Source organism: Thioalkalivibrio sp. ALD1, from assembly GCF_000381245.1.
Lineage (GTDB): Bacteria > Pseudomonadota > Gammaproteobacteria > Ectothiorhodospirales > Ectothiorhodospiraceae > Thioalkalivibrio.
Genome location: NZ_KB906241.1, coordinates 19,720 through 40,507, shown reverse-complemented (window position 1 = coordinate 40,507; position 20,788 = coordinate 19,720). Strand labels below are relative to the sequence as shown.

The window sequence follows — 20,788 nt, the reverse complement described above, 5'->3', positions numbered from 1 at the left end:
TGTGGCATCGTCGGCACCCCGGAGGTTCCATATAGGCCAGTTTTGGCCAATGTTCCACGCGCTACCGCATAAATGGGGACGGGGTGGAGGATTCGGCGATTATCCCGAACAGCAGATCAGTGTTCGGCCTCGTTCAGGTCCTCGGATGTGTCCCGCGACAGGTCCGCGGTCAGATAGTCCAGTGTCATGGGTAGGCCCAGGTCCACGCGTGGGAGGTGCTGCAGGGCGATACGGATGGATCGCGGGCGGGCCTCCAGCAGGTGACCGCCGCAGCGGCGGTCGGCGTCCACGAAATGCAGGTGGTAGCCGGGCACCGCAACCGACTGCATGAACTCGGGGGTCCAGAAGCCGGCCATCGAGCCCTCGATGCCCTCGAATTCGTATTCCGGCTGTTCGCGGGCAACCTCCACCAGCGGCCGGTAGGCATCCTGGCGCGGGACCGAGCGGGTGCGCACGTAATCGAACACGCCGTCTAGCCGGATCGCGTAGACCATGTTGTGCGACGGGATCAGTCGGTCGAACAGGGCGAGCAGCCCTTCGTAGTCCATCGGGGTATCGATGGTTTCCTCGCTCCACGGGCGAAAGCGCGTGACGCAGGCGAAGGGCGTGCGTGTCTCCGGTGTGACCGCGTAGGCGCGGCCATCCGAACGCAGCTGGAAGACCTCGCCATCCAGGACCACCATCTCGCCGTCGAGGTCGTTGAAGGTACCCAGCCCGAAATCGCCGCGATCGAGGATGTCGGCGATCGTCGTGTCCTCGCGATAAAGCCCCTCGACCAGAGCGTTCACCGGGGCCGAGACATACAGGCTGGCGGCGGTCGCCGGCGTCTCCAGCCAGCGCTCGAGCAGGACCTGTGGATCCACACCCTCGCGGCGGGCCCGCGCATTCAGGCGTTCCATTAATTCAGGGGGCAGCTTGTTACTGGACATCTCGGTGGCGTCCGGTCAGCGCAAACGGTTGCCGGCAAGGTTGCGCGGGCGCGGTGCTTCCCGCAACCCCGTGCCGGTTGCATGTGACCCGGGGGGCGCATTCCGGTATGTTCGCCGGGTTTGCAGACAGGCAGGAAACGCACCCCAGTGGGAACCGACGAACGCAATCTGCAGGGACTGGTCGCGCAGTTAGCGGAGCGCCTGGCGGGCATCGGCCTGCACGGACGCATTGGCCTGGAGAAGGAGACCCTGCGCGTGGGTCCCGAGGGCTCGCCTGCGGGCACGCCGCACCCTGTGGCTCTGGGCTCGGCGTTGACCCACCCGTTCATTACCACCGACTACTCCGAGGCCCTGCTGGAGCTGGTCACCCCGCCGTTCGAGGACGTGCGCGAGACGCTTGGCTTCCTGCATGACTTGCAGGCCTTCGCGGCAGCCAATGTCGGGGACGAGACGCTGTGGTCGACTTCCATGCCGTGCGTGACCGCTGATGACAACGCGATCCCGGTTGCGCTATACGGCACGTCCAACGCCGGACGCATGAAGACGGTCTATCGCATCGGGCTGGGCTACCGCTACGGGCGCAAGATGCAGGTAATCGCCGGGGTGCACTTCAATTACTCCCCGCGCCCCGAGTTCTGGCCGGCGCTCGCGCGGGTGCTGGGCGAAACCGACGGCCGTGCGTTCCGCGACGAGCGCATGATGGGCATGATCCGCAATCTGCTCCGCTTTGGCTGGCTGGTGCCATACCTGTTCGGGGCCTCGCCGGCCGTTTGCAATTCCTTCCTCGAGGGCCACGGGGCGGTGCTGGAGGAATTCGACGACGACACCTCCTATCTGCCGCATGCGACCAGCCTGCGCATGGGTGATATCGGCTACACCAACCGCAAGGAGGCCGATACCGGAATCAAGGCGGACTACAACTCCCTGGCCGGCTATGTCGACTCGCTGCGTTGTGCGATCAATACACCGAGCCCCGAGTGGGAACGTATCGGTGTCAAGGTCGACGGCGAGTACCGCCAGTTGAATGCCAACATCCTGCAGATCGAAAACGAATACTACTCCACCGTGCGCCCGAAGCAGCCGCTGGAGCGCTTCGAAAAGCCGACCGATGCGCTGGAGGCCCGCGGCATCGAGTACGTCGAGCTGCGCTCGGTGGACATTAATGCCCAGCACCCGTTGGGGGTCGACGAGACCCAACTGCGCTTTCTTGAAGTGTTCGCCCTGGCCTGCCTGCTGCAGCCCAGCCCATTGCTCGCCGATGGGGAGCTGGATGCGATCGACCGAAACCTGCTGGATGTGGCGCACTATGGGCGGCGCCCCGGACTGGAGTTGCGTCGGTCGGGCGGTACCGTGGGTTTGCAACAGTGGTCCCGCGAACTTCTCGCCCTGATGCGCCCAGTGGCGGCCATCCTGGACCAGGAATTGCCGGGCGACCCCTACCGTCGTGCGCTCAGCGAGCAGTGGGGCAAGGTGGAGCAGGCGGATCTGACGCCCTCGGCGCGCATGCTGGAAGACATGATGGCGCGCGAGGAGGGGTTCTACCGCTACGCCCGTCGCCTGTCCGAACAGCACCGCGAGGCGTTTCGCTTCAACGGCCCGCTCCCGCGCGCCGAAACGCTGGAGGCCCTGGCACGCCAGAGCCTGGGCGAGCAAGCCGAGATTGAGGCGAGCGATAACCTGGACTTCGATACGTTCCTGGAGCGCTATTTCTCCGGGACCTTGCGTGCCGTTGATGCTTGATCGTTCGGTTTTTGCGAACTGTCAGCGCAAATAAACGCGATTAAATTTCGATTTAATCGATGGGATGATCGAGGTCCGTCGATATCGTTCGTCCGACCCGGTGAGTGCGGGGCATGGCGAGCAGGGGAATCCGATGAGTCTCTTGGTGAATGGCGAACTGCGTGAAGGCTGGCTTGAGGAGGAATCCGACGACAGCGGCGAATTCGTGCGCCAGGATCAGCAGTACCGCAACTACGTGACCGCCGATGGAGCACCCGGGCCGCTGGGCGAGGGCGGTTACCCGGCCGAATCCGGGCGTTACCACCTGTATGTGTCCTATGCCTGTCCCTGGGCGCATCGGGCGTTGATCCTGCGCAAGCTCAAGGGGCTGGAGTCGCACATCGGGCTGTCGGTCGTGCACCACTACATGGGAGACGCCGGCTGGTCGTTTGATGGCTGCGACGGCTGTACCGGCGACCGGGTGCACGGCTCCGGCTACATGCACGAGCTCTACACACGAACTGACCCGAAATACACGGGCATCGTGACCGTGCCGGTACTGTTTGACCAAAAGACGGATCGCATCGTGAACAACGAGTCCGAGGATCTCGTGCGCATGTTCAACAGCGCGTTCGACCACATCACCGGCAACACCCTGGATTTCTATCCGGAAGACCTGCGCGAGGAGATCCACGCGGTCAACGACCGCATCTACGAAAACGTGAACAACGGGGTCTACCGCTCGGGTTTCGCGAGCACCCAGGCGGCCTATGAGGCCGCCTGGGATCGCCTGTTCGAGACTCTGGACTGGCTGGAGGAACGTCTTGCACGTCAGCCTTACCTGGTCGGCGAAAGGCTGACCGAAGCCGACTGGCGGTTGTTTACCACGCTGGTGCGGTTCGATCCGGTCTACTACAGCCATTTCAAGTGCAACCGCCAGCGTCTGATCGACTTCCCGCATCTGCATGCCTATATGCGCATGCTCTACCAGCGTCCCGGCGTGGCCGAGACGGTGCGTATGGACCACATCAAGGCGCACTACTACGGCAGTCACCCGATGCTGAATCCGAGCCGCATCGTGCCGAAGGGGCCGTCTCTCGATTACGGTGCCCCGCACGGGCGGCCGCTGGGAGATCTCCCAGCCGGACTTCGGAACGCTGCGGAAACGTGACGGTCGTTACACTATTGGCGCGGATCACGGTGGCCCGGCCTTGCCCGGGCCACCTTTGTATCGAGGGGTTGGCTGGGTGAAGGCGATTGGCTGGTTGCTGGGGTTGGTGGCCGTGGTGGCGCTCGGCGTGGCCGCCTGGTACGCGTTCGACGGCGAGTTTCCGGAATCCAACAGTGACGCGCAGGCCGCCGACGAAGCACCCGAGGAGACGGATCGTCGCACCCCCGTACGGACCTCGACTGTGCAACCGCGGACCTTCGAAACCATCGTGGAGTCCCTGGGGACCGTCCGGGCCAACGAGTCGGTGCTGGTGACGGCGAACGTGACCGAGCGCGTTGTGGAGGTCCTGTTCGACGACGGCGACGAGGTCGAGGCCGGGCAGGTCCTGGTGCGCCTGGACGCGGACGAGGCCGAGGCGGCCCTGCGCGAGGCGCGGGTACAGGTGGATGACGCCGAGCGCGAACTGGAACGCGTGCGGGATCGTGTAGCCGATGGCGTCGTGACGCAGCAGCAGGTCGATCAGCAGCGCTCGCGCCTGAGCGAGGCCGAAGCCCGGCTGGCGGCCGCCGAGGCGCGCGTGGCCAATCGTACGATCCGTGCCCCGTTTGCCGGCCGGCTGGGTATGCGCCAGGTAAGCCCTGGGTCACTGGTGAGCCCCGGAACCCCGATTGCGGAACTGGACGATATCGAGCGGGTGAGGATCGACTTTGCCGTACCCGAGCGGCATGCAGCCGCGATCCCACTGGGCAGCACGGTTTTCGGACGCAGTGCGGTCGGCGCATTCGAGGGCCAGGTCTCGGCGGTGAGTAACCGCATTGATGTGGCGACCCGCACGCTGACGGTGCGCGCGACCGTGGACAACCCCGAGCTCATTTTGCGTCCGGGAATGCTGGTCAACATGCGTCTATCGCTGGACCCGGTGGAACGCGTGGCTATCCCCGAGGGCGCGGTTCAGCAGGTTGCGGATCAGCACTTCACCTTCCGCTATCTGGATGACGGCACGGTAGAGCGCGTGCGCATTCGCATCGGTCGACGTATGCCGGGTTCTGCCGAGGTGCTCTCCGGGGTGGAAAGTGGGGATGTGGTTGTCTCCGAGGGCGTGTCCAGGGTGCGTGACGGGCAGTCCGTGCGTGTGCTGCCGCCGCGTGTGCCCGAGGTACTGGAAACCGGCGAGGCCGGCACCGTGCAATGATCATCTCGGATGTCGCCAACCGCCGTCCGGTCCTGGCGATTGTCTTCAATCTGCTGCTGATCACTTTCGGCCTGATCGCCTACGACAACCTGCCGCTGCGCGAGTACCCCGACGTGGACCCGCCAGTGGTCACGATCAATACGGTGTACCCCGGTGCCAGCGGCGAGATCATTGAACGCGAGGTCACTCAGCGGCTGGAAGACCGGGTGGCGGGGATCGAAGGCATACGCTTTGTCGAGTCCTCCAGCGAGGACGGGCAGTCCCGCATCACCATCGAGTTCAACCTGAATCGCGACCTGGACGCGGCCGCCAACGACGTGCGCGAGGCGGTGAGTCGTGCGATGCGGGATCTGCCCGAGGATATCGATCCGCCGGAGGTGACCAAGGCGGATGCCGATGCCAACCCGATCCTCTGGCTCAATCTGTCCAGCACAACGATGGACGCCCTGGAACTGGCGGATTACGCCGAACGCAATCTTATTGATCGCATCTCGGTAGTCGATGGTGTCGCGCTGGTTCGGCGAGGTGGCGCGCGCAGTTATGCCATGCGGATCTGGGCCGATCGCGAGGCCCTGGCCGCGCGCGAATTGACCGTGACCGACATCGCCGACGCACTGGAACAGGAGAACGTCGAACTGCCGGCCGGGCGTCTGGAATCGGTCGAACGGGAGTTCACGGTCCGCGTCGATCGCCAGTATCGAACACCGGAGGACTTCGCCAGTCTCGTGCTCAAGCGCGGTGAGGACGGGCAGCTGGTCCGGCTGGGCGACGTCGCCGACGTGAATATTGGCGCGGACACCGAGCGCAGCGAATTTCGCGGCAATGGCGAGGACATGATTGGGCTGGGGATCATCCGCCAGTCCAATGCCAACGTGCTCGAGGTCGCCAACGGGGTCAAGGCCCTGGCCGCCGATCTGCAGGACAGTCTGCCGGAAGGCACCTCGCTGGTGACTACCTACGACGAGTCGGTGTTCATCGAGGGGGCGATCCGCGAGGTCTACATCACCCTGGCCGTGGCAACCGCAGCGGTGGTGTTCGTGATCTGGTTGTTCCTGGGGAGCTGGCGGGCGACTCTCATCCCGGCGGTCACGGTGCCCGTGGCAATCACGGCGGCATTTATCGGTATCAACCTGTTCGGGTTCTCGGTCAACCTGCTGACCCTGCTGGCGCTGGTGCTTGCGGTCGGGTTGGTGGTGGATGACTCCATCGTGATGCTGGAGAACATCCACCGCCGCATCGAGCGTGGCGAACCCGGCCTGCTGGCCGCCTATCGCGGCGCCGGGCAGGTAGGGTTCGCCATCGTTGCGACTACCTCGGTGCTGATCGCGGTGTTCGTGCCGCTGGCCTTCCTTGAGGGCACGGTCGGGCGCCTGTTCACCGAGTTCGCGATCGCGATGGCGATCGCCGTGTTCTTCTCCAGTGTGGTCGCACTCACCCTCGCGCCGGTGCTGTCTGGGCGCCTGATGCACAAGGGCGACGACGACACCGGCGCGGCGCGCTTTATCAGCCGTGGCTTTTCCTACCTGGAACGCGGTTACGGGCGTGTGTTGCAGATCGGACTGAAGGGAGCCTGGCTGATCGTCCCGATCCTCGCCCTGGTGCTCGCGGCGGCCTGGTACCTGTTTGACACCCTGCCCGAAGAGTTCGCGCCGCATGAGGATCGCGGCGCCTTCTTCGTGATGGTGGACGGTCCCGAAGGTGCCAACTTCGACTACATGAGCCGACAGATGGCCGAGATCGAGACTCGCATCCAGCCACTGATCGAAGACGGCCCCATTCGCCGGGCCCTGGTGCGCACGCCCCGAGGATTCGGCGGGTCGGAGCTGATGAACAACGGTTTCGTGATTGCCATCCTCGAACACTGGGATGACCGCGACATGTCGGGGCAGGAGGTGATCGACGAGCTCCGGGCGATTATCGAAGAGATGCCGGGGGTCGAGGCGAGGGTGGTCATGCGCCAGGGCCTTTCGCGCGGGCGCATTGGTCCGCCAGTACAGTTCGTGATCTCCGGGCCGGACTACGACACCCTCGAGGAATGGGGCGAGATCATGCGTGAGGCGGCCGAGGGCATCGACGGGCTGACCCGCGTGGACCTCGACTACGAGCCCACGCAGCCACAGATCAACGTGCGCCTGGACCGCGATCGCGCCGGCGACCTCGGCGTATCCATGCGCGATGTCGGACGCACGCTCGACATCGTGCTCGGGGGTCGCGACGTGACCACCTTTGTCGATCGCGGCGAGGAGTACGACGTGATCATTGAGGGCCTGACCGACCAGCGCCGCACCCCGGGGGATATCGACAACCTCTACGTGCGTTCGGCGGCCGGCTCCATGGTGCCGCTGTCGAGCCTGGTCACCTACGAAGAGTTTGCCGGTCCCTCGTCGCTGGAGCGTTACAACCGGGCCCGCTCGGTCACCCTGACTGCTGGCCTGCAGGACGGGATGACGCTTGGCCAGGCCCTGGATGCCCTCGATGCCAAGGCCGCCGAGCTGCTCCCGGCCGACGCAGGGATCGACTACAAGGGCGAGTCGCTGGACCTGCGCACGGGCTCCGAGGCGATCCTGTTCGTCTTTGCACTGGCGCTGCTGGTGGTGTTTCTGGTGCTGGCCGCCCAGTTCGAGAGCTTCGTGCACCCGTTTGTGATCATGCTGACCGTGCCACTCGCGGTGGTCGGGGCATTACTTGGGCTGCATCTGACCGGCCAGACCCTGAATATCTACAGCCAGATCGGCATGGTCATGCTGATCGGGCTGGCGGCCAAGAACGGCATCCTGATTGTCGAGTTCGCCAACCAGCTGCGTGACCGCGGGCGCGACTTCGACACCGCTGTGGTCGAGGCGGCGCGGATGCGCCTGCGGCCGGTGCTGATGACCGCGCTGACCACCGTGGCCGGGTCGATTCCGCTGATTCTGGCCTCCGGGCCGGGCGAGGAGACGCGCTTCGTGATCGGGGTGGCGGTGTTCTCCGGTGTGCTGTTTGCCACGCTGTTTACGCTGTTCGTGATCCCGGCGGCCTACAGCCTGGTCGCGCGCGGCACCACCTCGCCGCTGGCGACCACCCGCCGCCTGCACGACCTCGACGCCGAAGTCACCGACGTCGACGGCGAACGCCATGGCGCACGAGCCTCATCCGCCCCCCGCGCCGAACCCTGATTTCCCGTTGCGGGGCCACCTGCCTTGTTGAGGCTGGTCCCTGGTTCGGCGTTCGCGTTCGGCGTTTCAGGTGCGCGCCGGGGCGCGGGTGTCGTCGAACCAGAGCCAGGCGATGGCAATGGTCAGCAGCGCGACGACCGACAGCATGGCCAGGTTCAGGCCGTCCCAGCCCAGTGGCCGCAGCAGCGCCCCGGCCAGCAGCGAGCCGGCGGTAACCAGCGTGAAGATGGTCAGGTCGTTCACCCCCTGGACCTTGCCTTTCTCGGTGGCGGTATGCGTGGTGGTCAGCAGCGTACTGCCGCCAATGAACAGGAAGTTCCAGCCGACCCCCAGCAGAAACAGCGCCAGCCAGAAATGCCCCAGCGTCTCCCCGTGCGCGGCGATCGCCACGCTGAACAGCACCAGTGCATTGCCGAGTGCCAGTATGCGGGTGACCCCGAAGCGGGTGATCAGGTGGCCGGTCACGAATGAGGGCGCGAACATCCCGAGCACATGCCACTGCATCACCAGTGCGATCTGGGCCATTTCGAATCCCGCCTGGCGCATGGCCAGCGGCGTCGCCGTCATCAGCAGCACCATGACCGCATAGCCCAATGCGGCAGAGGTGAGGGCCACGAGGAAACGCCCCTGCGGCAGGATCTCGCCCATTGGCCGGGCCGGCCCGCGTTCCTCCGGCGGCGGCGCAGGCACGCGCAGCCAGGCCAGCAGCGCCATCGCCAGCAGGGCCAGGGCGCCGAGGACCAGGTAGGGGCCGGCCTCCGGTGTGCCCGGCAACAGGGCCTGGGCGTGGTGGGCGTTCCAGGGGCCGAGGAAGGCGGCCACGACCCCGCCGGCCATCACCAGCGAAATCGCGCGCGGGCGGAACGCGGGGCTGGCCACGTCGGCTGCGGCAAAGCGGTAGTACATCGCGAACGCCTGGTAGGCCCCCAGCAGCAGATTGCCGAGCACGAACAGCCAGAAGGCCTCGGCGAAGACGCCGGCCGTGGCTAGTGCGGCGCCGCCGGCCCCGCCCACGCTGGTGCCCAGCAGGAAGCCGGTGCGCCGCCCGAAGCGCTTCATGAACAGCGAGGCCGGCAGGGTAGTGATCAGGGTGCCGACCATCATCGCGGCGACCGGCAGGGTGGCCAGGGTCGGATCGGCCGCCAGGCGTTCGCCGACCACGCCGCTCAGGGTCATTACCGTGACCGCGGCGATCAGGAACAGGGCCTGTGCCGTGGCCAGCAGCAGGACATTCACGCGTTCGCGCGGGGTGATCGAAGGCGACACGGGATTCCTTTCCACTGGGGTGAAGCCGATTTAACCGCGTGGGCGAAAATCGAGCACGGCCGAGTTGATGCAGTAGCGCAGACCGGTCGGGGGCGGGCCGTCGGGAAAGACGTGCCCCAGGTGCGAGTCGCAGCCCGCGCAGCGGACCTCCGTACGCTCCATGCCCAGCGAACGGTCGCGGTGTTCGGTGACCGCGTCGGGCGCGGCCGGGGCCGTGTAGCTGGGCCAGCCGGAGCCGGAATCGAACTTGGTGGTGGAGTCGAACAGAGCGGCGCCGCAGGCCACGCAGTGATAGATGCCATCGCCCTTGTGGTCGTGATAGACCCCGGTGAATGGGCGTTCGGTTCCGCCTTCGCGAGCAATCCGGTACTGCTCCGGGGTCAGGCGTGCGCGCAGGTCGTTGTCGGAAGGGTCTGGGTTGTTCATGGCAGCCTCCGGGGGGTGCTATGGTGCTTAGACACTGACAATGTCCGGGATCGTAGCACTGCCCGGGCCGTCTCGACCTGGACACGATGGACCGCGGGAGGTGGTCGTGGGTTGCCCGGATTGCGAACGTATCAATCTTCTGCCGATAGAATCCGGCACTCTGTATCTCGCGCCGGTTCTGGCGCATACGCGTGCCGCCTTGCGCAGCCGCTTAGTCGAAGAGCAATGGCCCTGTACCGAACCCGTATCGGGCATCCTCGCGATGCCCGTGAAGGGTGACGGGGGGCTGGGCGACACACTGGCGCGTCTGGAGCAGACCCTGAGCGGTTCGGAGCAATCCGGTTGTCGGGCAACCTTTGTACCTGGGGGCGAGACGTTCAGCCTCGCCCATCTGCAGGACACTCACTTGCTGTCGACGCTGATCGCACGCCACAACGCCCGCGATCTGGCGGCGATTCTGGATACTGACGCCCTGGATTTTCATTTTCAGCCGATCGTGCATGCAGCTGCCCCCGGCGAAGTCTTTGCCTACGAGGCACTGGTACGGGCGCGGACCCTCGGCGGTGACGTGATTGCACCCAACGAGCTGTTCAAGACGGCGCGTGCGGCCGAGCTGCTGTTTCACCTCGATCGTTCGGCGCGGATCAACGCGATCCGCCGCGCCACCGAGCGCGGGATCGGGAGCCGGCTGTTCATCAATTTCAATCCCACGGCGATTTACGACCCGGCGTTCTGTCTGGAGACGACCGTTCGCGAGATCCTGTCGCGTCCGGAGGGAGATGGCCCGAGCGGCTTCGTGTTCGAGGTAATCGAGAGCGACTATGTCACCGATGTGGACCACCTCTCGCGCATTGTCGATCGCTATCGCCGCGCGGGTTTCCAGGTGGCCTTGGACGACCTGGGTGCGGGGTATGCCTCGCTGAACATGCTGTCGCAACTGCGCCCGGACTACGTGAAGATCGACCGCCAGCTGGTGAGTGGCATCGACGGTGATATTTATCAGCAGAAGATTCTCGGCAAGATCGTCGAACTGGCGCGCGAGCTCGAGATCAAGACCGTCGCCGAGGGTATCGAGACGGTCGAGGAGTGGCGCTGGCTCAGGGACCAGGTCGACTACTGCCAGGGATACCTGTTCGCCCGTCCGGCCGCCGAGCCACCCATGCCCGCACATCCGGACGCCTCATAGCGCTTGCCTGGAGGTGCGGAGCTCGGGCCCAAACCGATGCAGCAGCACGAACAGGGCCGGAATCACCACCAGCGTTAGCAGGGTTGCGGCCAGGATGCCGCCGATGATTACGGTAGCGATTGGAGAGAACCGCTCTGCCCCGACCGCCATTTCCAACGCCAGCGGCAGCATGCCGGCGATCGTGGACAGGGCGGTCATCATGATGGGGCGCATGCGGGTTTCCACCGCCTCGGTGACGGCGGCGTATACGTCCAGGCCCTCGGCCAGTCGATGTCGGGCCAGGTCGAGCAGGATGATGCTGTTGTTCACCACGATGCCGATCAGCAGGATGATCCCGAGCAGCGCCGGCATGGATACGTACTTCCCGGCGATCAGCAGTGCCGCGACTACGCCGATGAACTGCAACGGAATGGCGGTCATGATGATGACCGGGTGGGCAAAGCTGCGGAACTGAACGACCAGCAGGAGGTAGACGGCCAGGGCGGCCAGCAGCAGCGCGCGCATCATGTGGTCACGGGCCTCGTCGAAGTCCGCCTGCTCGCCAGCGAGCGTCGCCGGATAGCCATCCGGGGCGGTGAACGTGTCCAGGCGCTGCTGCACGTCAGCCACCACCTCGGACAGTGGGCGTCCCAGGTGAAAGCCGAGGATGTCCAGGGTCCGCTGGCCGTTCTCCCGTGTGACAATGCGCGGGCCGAGGGTATGTTCAAGGCTTGCGATTTCGCCGAGGGCGACCGGTCCCTCGCGGGTGGGCAGCAGGATGCCCTCCAAGTCTTCCGGATAGCGGCGGTCCGAGGCTTGGTAGCGCACGACTACGTCCAGGTCCCGCTTTGGTGGCTGGCGGAAGCGTGTGGCCACGGCGCCGTCCATGGCCTGGTGGACCGAGCGCGCGAGCCCGGCCCCGGTCAGACCGAGCTCGGCTGCCCGGTCATGGTCGACACGGACGCGCACCTCGGGCGTGTCGAGGGCCCAGTCCTTGTACAGGTCGGTGATCCCGGGGATGCCGGCAAGATGGTCCAGTAGTTCGCTCGCCGTGCGGTCTAGGCTTTGCGCCTGCTCGCCCCTGATCCGGGCGATAATCGGGGCGGCGGTTGACGAGCGCGCGGTGCCGCCGAGTTCCCGGGGTACGGCCAGGGTTACGCCCGGGGTGGCCTCCAGGCGCTGGCGCACGTCGTCCATGATCTCCCACTGTGTGAGGGGGCGTTGCGTGCGCGGCACCAGCGTTACCGTGATTTCGGCCTGATTGACGCCCATGGCGCCGCGGTCGCCCATGGAGCGGGCGCCGGCTTCGTGGCCGAACTGGCTGCTGACATCCACGACGTATTCGTGTTCGGCCAGATACCGCTCGACGGGTTCCAGCGTTTCCAGCGTGGTCTCGAGCCGGGTGCCCGGCGCCATGTCGACCAGAACCTGGAAACTGCCCGAGTCGAAACGCGGCAGCATCTCGCTCCCAGTCATGCGGAGCATGCCCAGGCTGAGGGCCAGTAGCATGACCGCCACCACCAGCGTCGCCAGCGGACGCTGTAGCGCCAGGGTAAGCACGTCCAGATAGAGGTGACGGACGCCGCGTGCCGGTGCCTCCAGGGTCTCCCGCCAGCGCGGGGTGGCGGTGGAGTTGGCCGGCCGCAACCAATAAGTGGCCAGCAGCGGGATCAGGGTGACGGCCATCAGGAATGATGCGCTCAGGGCGAAGGCCAGGGTCAGCGCGAGGGGCCGGAACAGCTCTCCGATAAAGCCGCCCATGAATGCCAGGGGCAGCAGTACGCCGAGGGTGGTCAGGGTGCCGCCCAACTTGGCGCCGAAGACCTCGCCGACCCCCTGGATGGCCGCTTGGCGCGGGGGATGGCCCTCTTCGTCCAGGTGACGGTGGATGTTCTCGAGGATCACGATGCCGTCATCGACCAGCAGGCCGATCGCCAGGATCAGCGCCGACATGGTGACCATGTTCAGATCCAGGCCGGCCAGTTGCATCAGGCCGAAGGTCGCCAGGAACGCCGCCGGAATGGAGAGGGCGATGATCCCGGCCTGACGCAGATCGGCGAGAAAAAGCAGGACGATCACCATCGTCAGGGCGATGGCGATCATCACAGTTTGGGTCATGTCGGCGATCACTTTCTCGGTGAACACCGAATCATCGTCGGCGACGACGATATTCAGCTCGGGCGTGGCATCGCGCAGGGGTTCCAGCGCCTCGCGCACCCGTGCGGCCACCTCCACCGTGTTGGCATCGTCCCGCCGCAGCACCTGCACGGCGATCGCTGCCTGGCCGTCATGACGGTAGGCCGAGCGGGGCTCGCCGGGCTCCAGACGGACTCGGGCGATATCGCCCAGGCGCACACGCGTATCGCCGTCCGCGACGAGGATGATCTCGCGTGCATCGGCCTCGCTTCGCAGCGGCGCATCGAACCGCACCACACTCTCGAGTTCACCGATGCGGACACGACCGCCCGGCGCCATGAGATTCCAGTCGTCGAGGGCCTCCAGTACCTGGGGCATGTCGATCCCGAGGGCCTCGGTGCGCTCGGGATCGAGCGCAACATGAAGTTCCCTCTTGTGCCCGCCGACCACGTCGATCGCGGCGACGCCGGGGACCCATTCGAGCCGTTCCCGTATCGCGTTGTCGGCCTGCTCGCGGATCGCGTCGAGCGTCAGGATGTCGCTGGTCAAGGCGATGGTGACGATTGGCTTGTCGGCGGTGGAGAACTCCAGGATCTGCGGTTCTTCGATGGTGGCGGGCAGGTCCGGGCGCAACCGGCCGACGGCGTTCTGGACGTCCACGGCGGCAAAAGCGCTAGTGATGCCGTAGTCGAATTCCACCCGTGCCACGGACAGCCCGGTCTGGCTAGAGGAGCTGATCCGGGTGACGCCGTCGAGGCTGGCAAACTCCTCCTCCAGCAGGCGTGTGAGTTCACGATCGACATCCAGGGCCGCCATGCCGGGGTATTCCGTGATGACCGTGACGGTCGGCGGGTCGGTGTCGGGAAAGAGCTGGACGGGCAAGTCGAAGCGCGCCTGCAGGCCCAGGATCAGAACGGCAGCCAGAAGGGCCAGCACTGTGTGCCGATACCGCAGGAGGCCTTCGACCCAGGTCATCGGGGGCTGTCGTCCACGGCGTGCACGGGCATCCCGTCCTGGATCCGGCGATCCGGGGTCACGATGATGCGGTCACCGGGCTCGACGCCCTCGAGAATCGCCCGTTCTCCATTCGGCAAGGACCGTGTCACCACGTCCGTGTGGTAGGCGCGTCCGTCTTCCAGCCGATAGACCCATTGGCCCTTGGCGTCGCTCCAGATGGCATGGGCCGGTACCCGGATGGCGTGGTCCAGATGTTCTAGGACGACCCGTGCTTGTACGGCCATGCCGGGGCGCAGGGCCTCCGGTGGTTCGGGTAACCTCGTCTCAAAGCTCCCGCTACGCCGGTTGGTGTCCAGCGTGGGGTAGACCCGGTCAAGCCGGGACGTGACGGCATGATCCAGCGCGGGGATGGTCAACTCGACGTCCAGACCCGGCTTGAGTAGCAAGGTGTCGCGCTCCGGCACGCGCAGAACCGCATGCAGATCCGCGAGGCCCACCAGTTCGATCAAGGGCTGTCCCGAAGCCGCGAGATCGCCAGGGCGGACATGCGTGCGCCGAACCTGGGCGGTGAAGGGGGCCCGCTCCGTTGTGTACTCCAGGCGTTTGCGGGCCAGTTCCAGTGCTGACCGGTTTTCGCGGAGTTGGGCCTCCAGTGTGGCGACGCGCTGGCGAGCGTCGTCGATTTCACTTTCCGGAATCAGATCCCGGGAAAAGAGGTCCTGCTGGCGATCGAGGTTGCGCTGGGCGGTGGCGCGTTCTCCGTCCAGGCGCTGTTCGGCGGCCTCGCGCTGCTGGACCTCCAGGCGCGTCTCGTCGGTGTCCATGCGCACCAGGACTTCATCCTCCTCGACCCAGTCCCCGGCGTTCAGGTGGCTTTCAAGCACCCGGGCGGTGACTCTTGCCGAGACGGTGGTTTCGTCGCGGGTCTCGATGCTGCCCCGATAGGCAGCGCTGTAGAGTGTGACTCCCGTGGGTTCTGCGGAGATTGTGGTCACGGCCGGTGGTGGCGCCGCGCGCGCAGCCTCGGGAGAAAACCGTTCCGACAGCCGGTCCGTCGCGCTCCAGACGGTCACGATTGCCACCCCGCCCAGCGCGAGGAGGCCCAGGGTCCGCCGCAGAACGCGGCGACGGCATACGGCGCGGGAGGCCTTCATGTCCCGCTCAGCGTTCCGGGGCGTTATCCGGCGACAGGCGTGACAGGCCGCTGCTCACCTTGTCGCGGAATGCGCTGTGGCAAGCGATGCATTCGGTCACCAGTCTGCCGTGGTAGCGGATGGCCCTGTCCAGGTCCTGCTCCCGCGCTGCATCGGCGAGCTGTTCGGCGGTGTCGTGCACCTGCTGATCCATCCCGCGGAACTCACTGACCCGGTTGCCAACGGCCGACAGGACACGCCGTCGCTCGCCGAGCGAGGGTTTCGGGTGGTCTGCGATCGCCTCGGCTGCCTCGGTGACGGTAGCGAAGTCCTCGACGAACAGCGCGGATTGCACCCGGTTCATGTCGTCCGCGAGCCCTTGCATCACGGATTGAAAGGTCTCGGCCGCCGCAGTGCTGGCCAGCGGCATGGCGAGGGCGGCGACGACTAGGGCAGTAAGGGTTACAGCACGGGTATGGGACATATCCAGACTCCTCGGGGTTGGTCGGGTGTATTCAGGTGCGGGTCGAGCCTCGTGGAGGCCGGGGCTCCGGTGTGCGCAATGCCGGTTCCAGCAAGCGCCACAGCACCTCACCCTGCTGGTCAAGCGGAAACTCGAAGTCGGAGAGCGACCAGCGCATGACCAGACCCTGGATCATCGCCACGATCAGGCGAGCGGTTTCGGCCGGTTGCAGGTCTTGACGAAAGCATCCCTGGCTGATCCCTTCCCGGAGCAACTCTTCCAGACGGGAGGTGTAGCGATCGATGATGTCGCGGACCACGGCCTTCAATTCGGGATCTTCCCGATGCAGTCGTTCGGAGAAGATCAAGCGGGGCAGCCCCTTGCGGCGGCTGATGAATCGCAATTGCCGGGCCAAGAGTTTGTGCAGGCGGGCATCTGCCGATCCCCGTCCGGAGAACATCGGCGTAAGTACGTCCAGGAGCTTGCGGCCGATAGAGTCCAGTGCTGCGCGGAAGATCGCATCGCGGTTCGGGAAGTGGCGGAAAATCGTGGGCTGTGCGATCCCGACCCGATCGGCAATGTCCTGAGTGGAGACATCCCGGGCACCGTGTTCGGCCGTCAGGTCAAGCAGTGCCTGAACGATCTCTTCGCGTCGTTCTTCGCCGGACTTGCGTTTCATGCAAGTAATTAATCACTTTCTTTTTAATGATGCAAGCGTCATGTAGTTTACTGGTACTAACCCAAGGGGAGGGGGTGCGTGCACAAGCGCACGCGTTTACATAGACTCGAGGGCATGAACCAGCTTCCACCTGATGCCCGCAACCCGACGCTGGAGGCGGCGTTCCAGTTGCTGCGCGATGCCGAGGTCCGCTACCAGAGCCGGACGGTCGGCACGGTCGCCAGCCTGGATGCCCGCGCCCCGGCCGAGAACTACGCCGACTGCTTCATCCGCGATTTCGTGCCCTCCGGGCTTGTCTATCTGCTGAACGACGAGCCCGAGGTCGTGCGCGAGTTTCTGTCGCTGATCCTGCAGATCCGCGATACCCAGGAAGAGATCGAAGGTCACCGCCGCCTGCCGCGCGTGATGCCGGCGAGCTTTCGCGTGTTTACCGACGAGAATGGTCGCGAGGGGCTGGCGGCCGACTTTGGTGACCGCGCGATCGGCCGTGTGGCCCCGGTGGATTCGATGATGTGGTGGGTGCTGTTGCTGCGCGCCTACCAGAACCGCACCGGAGATCACGACTTCATCAAGAGCCAGGATGTGCAGCGCGGCATCCGGCTGATCCTCAGCATCTGCCTGCAGGACCGTTTCGAGGTCTTCCCGACCCTGCTGGTGCCGGACGGCAGCTTCATGATCGACCGGCGCATGGGCGTGTTCGGTCACCCGCTGGAGATCCAGGCGCTCTTCTACGGCATGCTGAAGGCCTCGCTGGCGATGCTCGAGCCCTGCGATGCCGACTCCGAGCAGCTGTGCGCGCAGTCCGCGATCCGTACCCGGCAACTGTCCGATTACATCCGCCACTACTACTGGCTGGATCTTGAGCGCCTGAATCACATCCACCGCTACCGCACCGAGCACTTCGGCCACGAGTCGGAGAATGCGTTGAACATCTATCCCGAGAGCATCCCCGACTGGCTGGTGGACTGGCTGCCGTCGGAGAGCGGGTACCTGGTCGGCAACCTTGGCCCGGGGCGTATGGATTTTCGCTTCTTCAGCTTTGGCAACCTGCTGGCGGTCCTTTTCGGCCTGGCCGACGAGCAGGAATCCCGTTCGATCATGCAGACCTTCGAGCAGCGCTTCGAGGATCTGATCGGGACCATGCCGGTGAAGATCTGCTACCCGGCGATGAGCGGCGAGGAATGGCGCCTGCTGACCGGCTCCGATCCCAAGAACACGCCATGGTCCTATCACAATGGGGGCAACTGGCCGGCATTGCTGTGGGCGTTCACCGGTGCCGCGCTCCGGGTCGGGCGCCCGGATCTGGCGCGCAGCGTGCACGCGGTGGCGGCCGAACGCCTGCATCGCGACGACTGGCCGGAATACTACGATGGCCGTCACGGTCGTCTGATTGGTCGTCGCGCAAACTATCAGCAGACCTGGTCGGCCACTGCCGTGCTGGTATCGCAGGCCCTGCTCGACAACCCCGAGAACATGAGCCTGTTCGACAGCCCGGAACCCGAACTGCCATGAGGCGTATGCATTCATGAAAAAGACCCAGAGCAAGGCCCGGGATGGCGAGGGCCTGTACCTCGTCCTGGTCAGTGTCCATGGTTTGATCCGGGGGCGGGATCTGGAGCTCGGGCGTGACGCCGACACCGGCGGGCAGACGCTCTATGTGGTGGAGCTGGCACGGGCGCTGGCGCGACACCCGCAGGTGGGGCGGGTCGACCTGCTGACACGGCGTATTGTCGACAGCCGGGTTGCCGAGGACTATGCCCAGCGCGAGGAGCCGCTGGGCGACGGGGCTTTTGTCGTACGCCTGGACTGCGGTCCCAGGCGCTACCTGCGCAAGGAAAAGCTCTGGCCGTATCTCGACTGTTTTGCCGACAACGCCCTCGGGCACATCCGCGAGGTCGGGCTGCGCCCGGACGTGATTCACGGGCACTATGCCGATGCCGGGCATGTCGCGGTGCGCCTGTCCAACCTGCTGGGTGCACCGATGCTCCAGACCGGGCATTCCCTGGGGCGGGTCAAGCGCGAGCGACTGCGCGAGGGCGGGATGTCCGACGACGACATCGAGTCGCGCTACAACATCGCCACTCGCATCCACGCCGAGGAAGAGGCCCTGGCCCATGCCCACCGGGTGATCGCCAGTACGCGCCAGGAGATCGGGGAGCAGTACGCGACCTACGACAACTACCAGCCCGAGCGTATGGACGTCATCCCGCCGGGCACGGACCTGGAGCGCTTCCGACCGCCGAAGCGCGGCGACAGGAAGCCGCCGATCTGGCCCGAGATCCGGCGTTTCCTGCAAAAACCCGATCGCCCTTTGATCATGGCGCTCTCCAGGGCCGACGAACGCAAGAATATCCGTGCACTGGTCGAGGCCTATGCTGGTAATGAATGGCTGCAGGAGAACGCCAACCTGGTGATCGTGGCTGGCAATCGCGATGACATCCGCGACCTCGACAAGGGTGCGCGCGACGTTCTGACGGATTTGCTGCTGCGCATCGATCGCCATGATCTCTACGGCCGGGTGGCCTACCCGAAACACCACAGCCCGGAGGACGTGCCCGACCTCTACCGCCTGGTCGCATCCAGCAAGGGCGTGTTCGTCAACCCTGCTCTGACCGAACCGTTCGGCCTGACCCTGATCGAGGCCGCGGCCAGCGGTGCCCCGATCGTCGCCACCAACGACGGCGGCCCCGAGGAGATCATCTCGCGTTGCCACAACGGATTGCTGGTCGACCCGCTGGACCCGGAAGGGATCGCCGACGCGATCCAGGGCCTCCTCGCGGATCGTCCGCGCTGGCAGCGCTATTCGCGGGCGGGCCTGAAGGGTGTGCGCCAGCACTACTCCTGGGACGGGCACGCCGAGAAGTATGTCAAGCGGGTCAAGGCGCTCAGCAAGGAGGTGCGTCAGACACGGCGCGAACAGCGCTCGACCTCGGGCCGACTGGCCAAGGCCGATCGCGCGGTGATCACGGACATCGATAACACCCTGCTGGGTGACAACAAGGCCACGCGGGCCTTTGTCGCCTGGCTCAAGCGCCATCGCAAGCAGGTGGTCTTCGGCATTGCGACCGGGCGCCGACTGGACTCGGCCGCAGCGGTGCTGGACGAACACGGCGTACCCGCGCCGGATGTCTGGATCACCTCGGTGGGCAGCGAGATCCACTACGGTGCGGACCGCACCGAGGACCGGGGCTGGTCGCGTCATATCAGCCATCGCTGGGAACCCGATCGCCTGCGCGAATGCCTGCTGAAGGTGCCCGGGCTGGAGTTGCAGCCGTCGGAGGATCAGCGGGCGTTCAAGGTGAGTTTCTTCGTGGATCCCCCGGGGGAGCTGGAGGCCGAGAACATCGAGACCCGCCTGTATCGCGAAGACCTGCACGCCCGCGTGATCTATTCGCACAAGCGCTATCTGGACCTGCTGCCGGTACGGGCCTCCAAGGGGCTTGCGGTGCGTTACTTGTCCGACAAGTGGGGCATCCCGCTGGAGCATGTGCTGGTGGCCGGGGACTCCGGCAACGACGAGGACATGCTGCGCGGTCGCCTGCTCGGGGTCGTGGTCGGGAATCATCAGCCGGAGCTGGAGGGACTGCGGGGCTTCCAACGCATCTATTTCGCCGACGCCACCTATGCGCGCGGCATCCTGGAGGGCATCGAGCACTTCGATCTGCCCAACCGCTGCGATATCCCGGGAGGAGAGGGGGAGTCTTAAGACCCTCCAGGACGGGTCACAGCCAGTAGGCAGTACGCGTCATCACGCCCGAGGTGAGTGGCATCAGGACATTGCGTACCGGCCAGGGAGGCGGCTTGCCGCCGAGCGCCATCGCGTGTGCACCGTGTTCCACCTCGTCCTGTTTCATCTGCTCGAGGATGCGCGCGGAGGTCTCGTCGCTTTTGGGCAGGCGCTCCAGGTGGCGGTCGAGGTGGCGCTCGACCTGGCGCTCGGTTTCGTCAATAAAGCCCAGGCTCCGGGCATCCCCAGCCAAGCCCGCCACGGCCCCGAACCCGAACGCTCCGATATACCAGAACGGTCCCAGCAGGCTGGTGCGGCCGCCCAGTTCGTGTACCCGCTGGGCACACCAGTGCAGGTGATCGCCCTCCTCGCGTGAGGCCTGATCCAGGTGTGCGCGGATCTGCGGATTGCGCGCGGTCAGCATCTGGCCCTGGTACAGCCCCTGGGCGGCAACTTCGCCGGCATGGTTGACGCGCATCAGGCGCGTCGACAGCCGGCGGTCGTCCTCTTTCAGGTGCGGCCAGTCATCGCCCCCGGGCGACGGGCGTCCGGTGGAACGGGCATGGCCGGCCACGACCTTGACGAAGGCATCGGCCTGACCGATCAGGTGATCCAGGGGGCTGAGTTTGCGCATGGTGGTGCCCGTTTCGCAGGGAATGATTCAAGCCTA

General features: G+C 65.6%; 15 protein-coding genes. 7 read left to right on the top strand and 8 right to left on the bottom strand.

Annotated features, from left to right (window positions below):
- Window positions 1–116: 116 nt before the first annotated feature.
- A complete protein-coding gene (gene budA / locus F623_RS0100185; RefSeq protein ID WP_026278782.1) occupies window positions 117–929 on the bottom strand; it encodes an acetolactate decarboxylase in 813 nt (270 codons plus the stop codon).
- Window positions 930–1,076: 147 nt separating this feature from the next.
- On the opposite strand from budA, the gene gshA reads away from it, so the two are divergent.
- The 4 genes from gshA (at window position 1,077) to F623_RS0100165 (ending at window position 8,166) form a co-directional block, all read left to right on the top strand.
- Window positions 1,077–2,669 carry a glutamate--cysteine ligase gene (gshA, locus tag F623_RS0100180; protein WP_018868706.1) on the top strand — a complete coding sequence of 531 codons (1,593 nt, stop codon included), beginning with the start codon at window positions 1,077–1,079 and terminating at the stop codon, window positions 2,667–2,669.
- Window positions 2,670–2,802: 133 nt separating this feature from the next.
- On the top strand, window positions 2,803–3,819 hold the full coding sequence (locus tag F623_RS0100175; protein ID WP_026278783.1) for a glutathione S-transferase family protein: 1,017 nt from the start codon (window positions 2,803–2,805) through the stop codon (window positions 3,817–3,819).
- Window positions 3,820–3,895: 76 nt separating this feature from the next.
- The gene (locus F623_RS0100170) at window positions 3,896–5,011 is read left to right on the top strand and encodes an efflux RND transporter periplasmic adaptor subunit (protein WP_018868707.1); all 1,116 of its coding nucleotides are present in this window, start codon (window positions 3,896–3,898) and stop codon (window positions 5,009–5,011) included.
- Window positions 5,008–8,166 (top strand): efflux RND transporter permease subunit, encoded by a 3,159-nt coding sequence (locus F623_RS0100165; protein ID WP_018862688.1) that lies wholly within the window; start codon window positions 5,008–5,010, stop codon window positions 8,164–8,166. Before F623_RS0100170 ends, F623_RS0100165 begins: the two co-directional genes overlap by 4 nt.
- A gap of 66 nt (window positions 8,167–8,232) precedes the next feature.
- On the opposite strand, the gene F623_RS0100160 is transcribed toward F623_RS0100165, so the two are convergent.
- Together F623_RS0100160 and msrB are read right to left on the bottom strand one after the other, a co-directional pair.
- Window positions 8,233–9,432 carry an MFS transporter gene (locus F623_RS0100160; protein WP_018868708.1) on the bottom strand — a complete coding sequence of 400 codons (1,200 nt, stop codon included), beginning with the start codon at window positions 9,430–9,432 and terminating at the stop codon, window positions 8,233–8,235.
- A gap of 30 nt (window positions 9,433–9,462) precedes the next feature.
- Window positions 9,463–9,858: a peptide-methionine (R)-S-oxide reductase MsrB gene (msrB, locus tag F623_RS0100155; protein WP_018868709.1), complete on the bottom strand. Its 396-nt coding sequence runs from the start codon at window positions 9,856–9,858 to the stop codon at window positions 9,463–9,465.
- Between the two features lie 106 nt (window positions 9,859–9,964).
- Here msrB and F623_RS0100150 point away from each other — a divergent pair, with 106 nt between their 5' ends.
- Window positions 9,965–11,044 (top strand): EAL domain-containing protein, encoded by a 1,080-nt coding sequence (locus tag F623_RS0100150; RefSeq protein WP_018868710.1) that lies wholly within the window; start codon window positions 9,965–9,967, stop codon window positions 11,042–11,044.
- Here F623_RS0100150 and F623_RS0100145 read toward each other — a convergent pair.
- Genes F623_RS0100145 through F623_RS0100130 form a run of 4 tightly spaced genes read right to left on the bottom strand, consistent with a single transcriptional unit; the run spans window position 11,039 to window position 16,391 of the window.
- Entirely contained in the window at window positions 11,039–14,134 is a 3,096-nt protein-coding gene (locus F623_RS0100145) for an efflux RND transporter permease subunit (protein ID WP_018868711.1), read from the bottom strand. The two genes, F623_RS0100150 and F623_RS0100145, sit on opposite strands and share 6 nt — an antisense overlap.
- A complete protein-coding gene (locus F623_RS0100140) occupies window positions 14,131–15,270 on the bottom strand; it encodes an efflux RND transporter periplasmic adaptor subunit (RefSeq protein WP_018868712.1) in 1,140 nt (379 codons plus the stop codon). The genes F623_RS0100145 and F623_RS0100140 overlap by 4 nt, the downstream gene beginning before the upstream one ends.
- A 7-nt stretch (window positions 15,271–15,277) precedes the next feature.
- Window positions 15,278–15,733 carry a cytochrome c gene (locus F623_RS0100135; protein WP_018868713.1) on the bottom strand — a complete coding sequence of 152 codons (456 nt, stop codon included), beginning with the start codon at window positions 15,731–15,733 and terminating at the stop codon, window positions 15,278–15,280.
- Between the two features lie 31 nt (window positions 15,734–15,764).
- The gene (locus tag F623_RS0100130) at window positions 15,765–16,391 is read right to left on the bottom strand and encodes a TetR/AcrR family transcriptional regulator (RefSeq protein WP_018868714.1); all 627 of its coding nucleotides are present in this window, start codon (window positions 16,389–16,391) and stop codon (window positions 15,765–15,767) included.
- Between the two features lie 114 nt (window positions 16,392–16,505).
- Between F623_RS0100130 and F623_RS0100125 the strand changes: the two genes are divergently transcribed.
- Complete coding sequence (locus F623_RS0100125; protein ID WP_018868715.1) at window positions 16,506–17,903, top strand: glycoside hydrolase 100 family protein; 1,398 nt, start codon at window positions 16,506–16,508, stop codon at window positions 17,901–17,903.
- Between the two features lie 13 nt (window positions 17,904–17,916).
- Window positions 17,917–20,097, top strand: a complete 2,181-nt coding sequence (locus F623_RS0100120) for an HAD-IIB family hydrolase (protein WP_018868716.1) — start codon at window positions 17,917–17,919, stop codon at window positions 20,095–20,097.
- A 16-nt stretch (window positions 20,098–20,113) separates the two neighbouring features.
- Here the strand turns inward: F623_RS0100120 and coq7 are convergent, their stop codons facing one another.
- Window positions 20,114–20,752, bottom strand: a complete 639-nt coding sequence (coq7, locus tag F623_RS0100115) for a 2-polyprenyl-3-methyl-6-methoxy-1,4-benzoquinone monooxygenase (RefSeq protein WP_018868717.1) — start codon at window positions 20,750–20,752, stop codon at window positions 20,114–20,116.
- Between the last annotated feature and the right edge of the window lie 36 nt (window positions 20,753–20,788).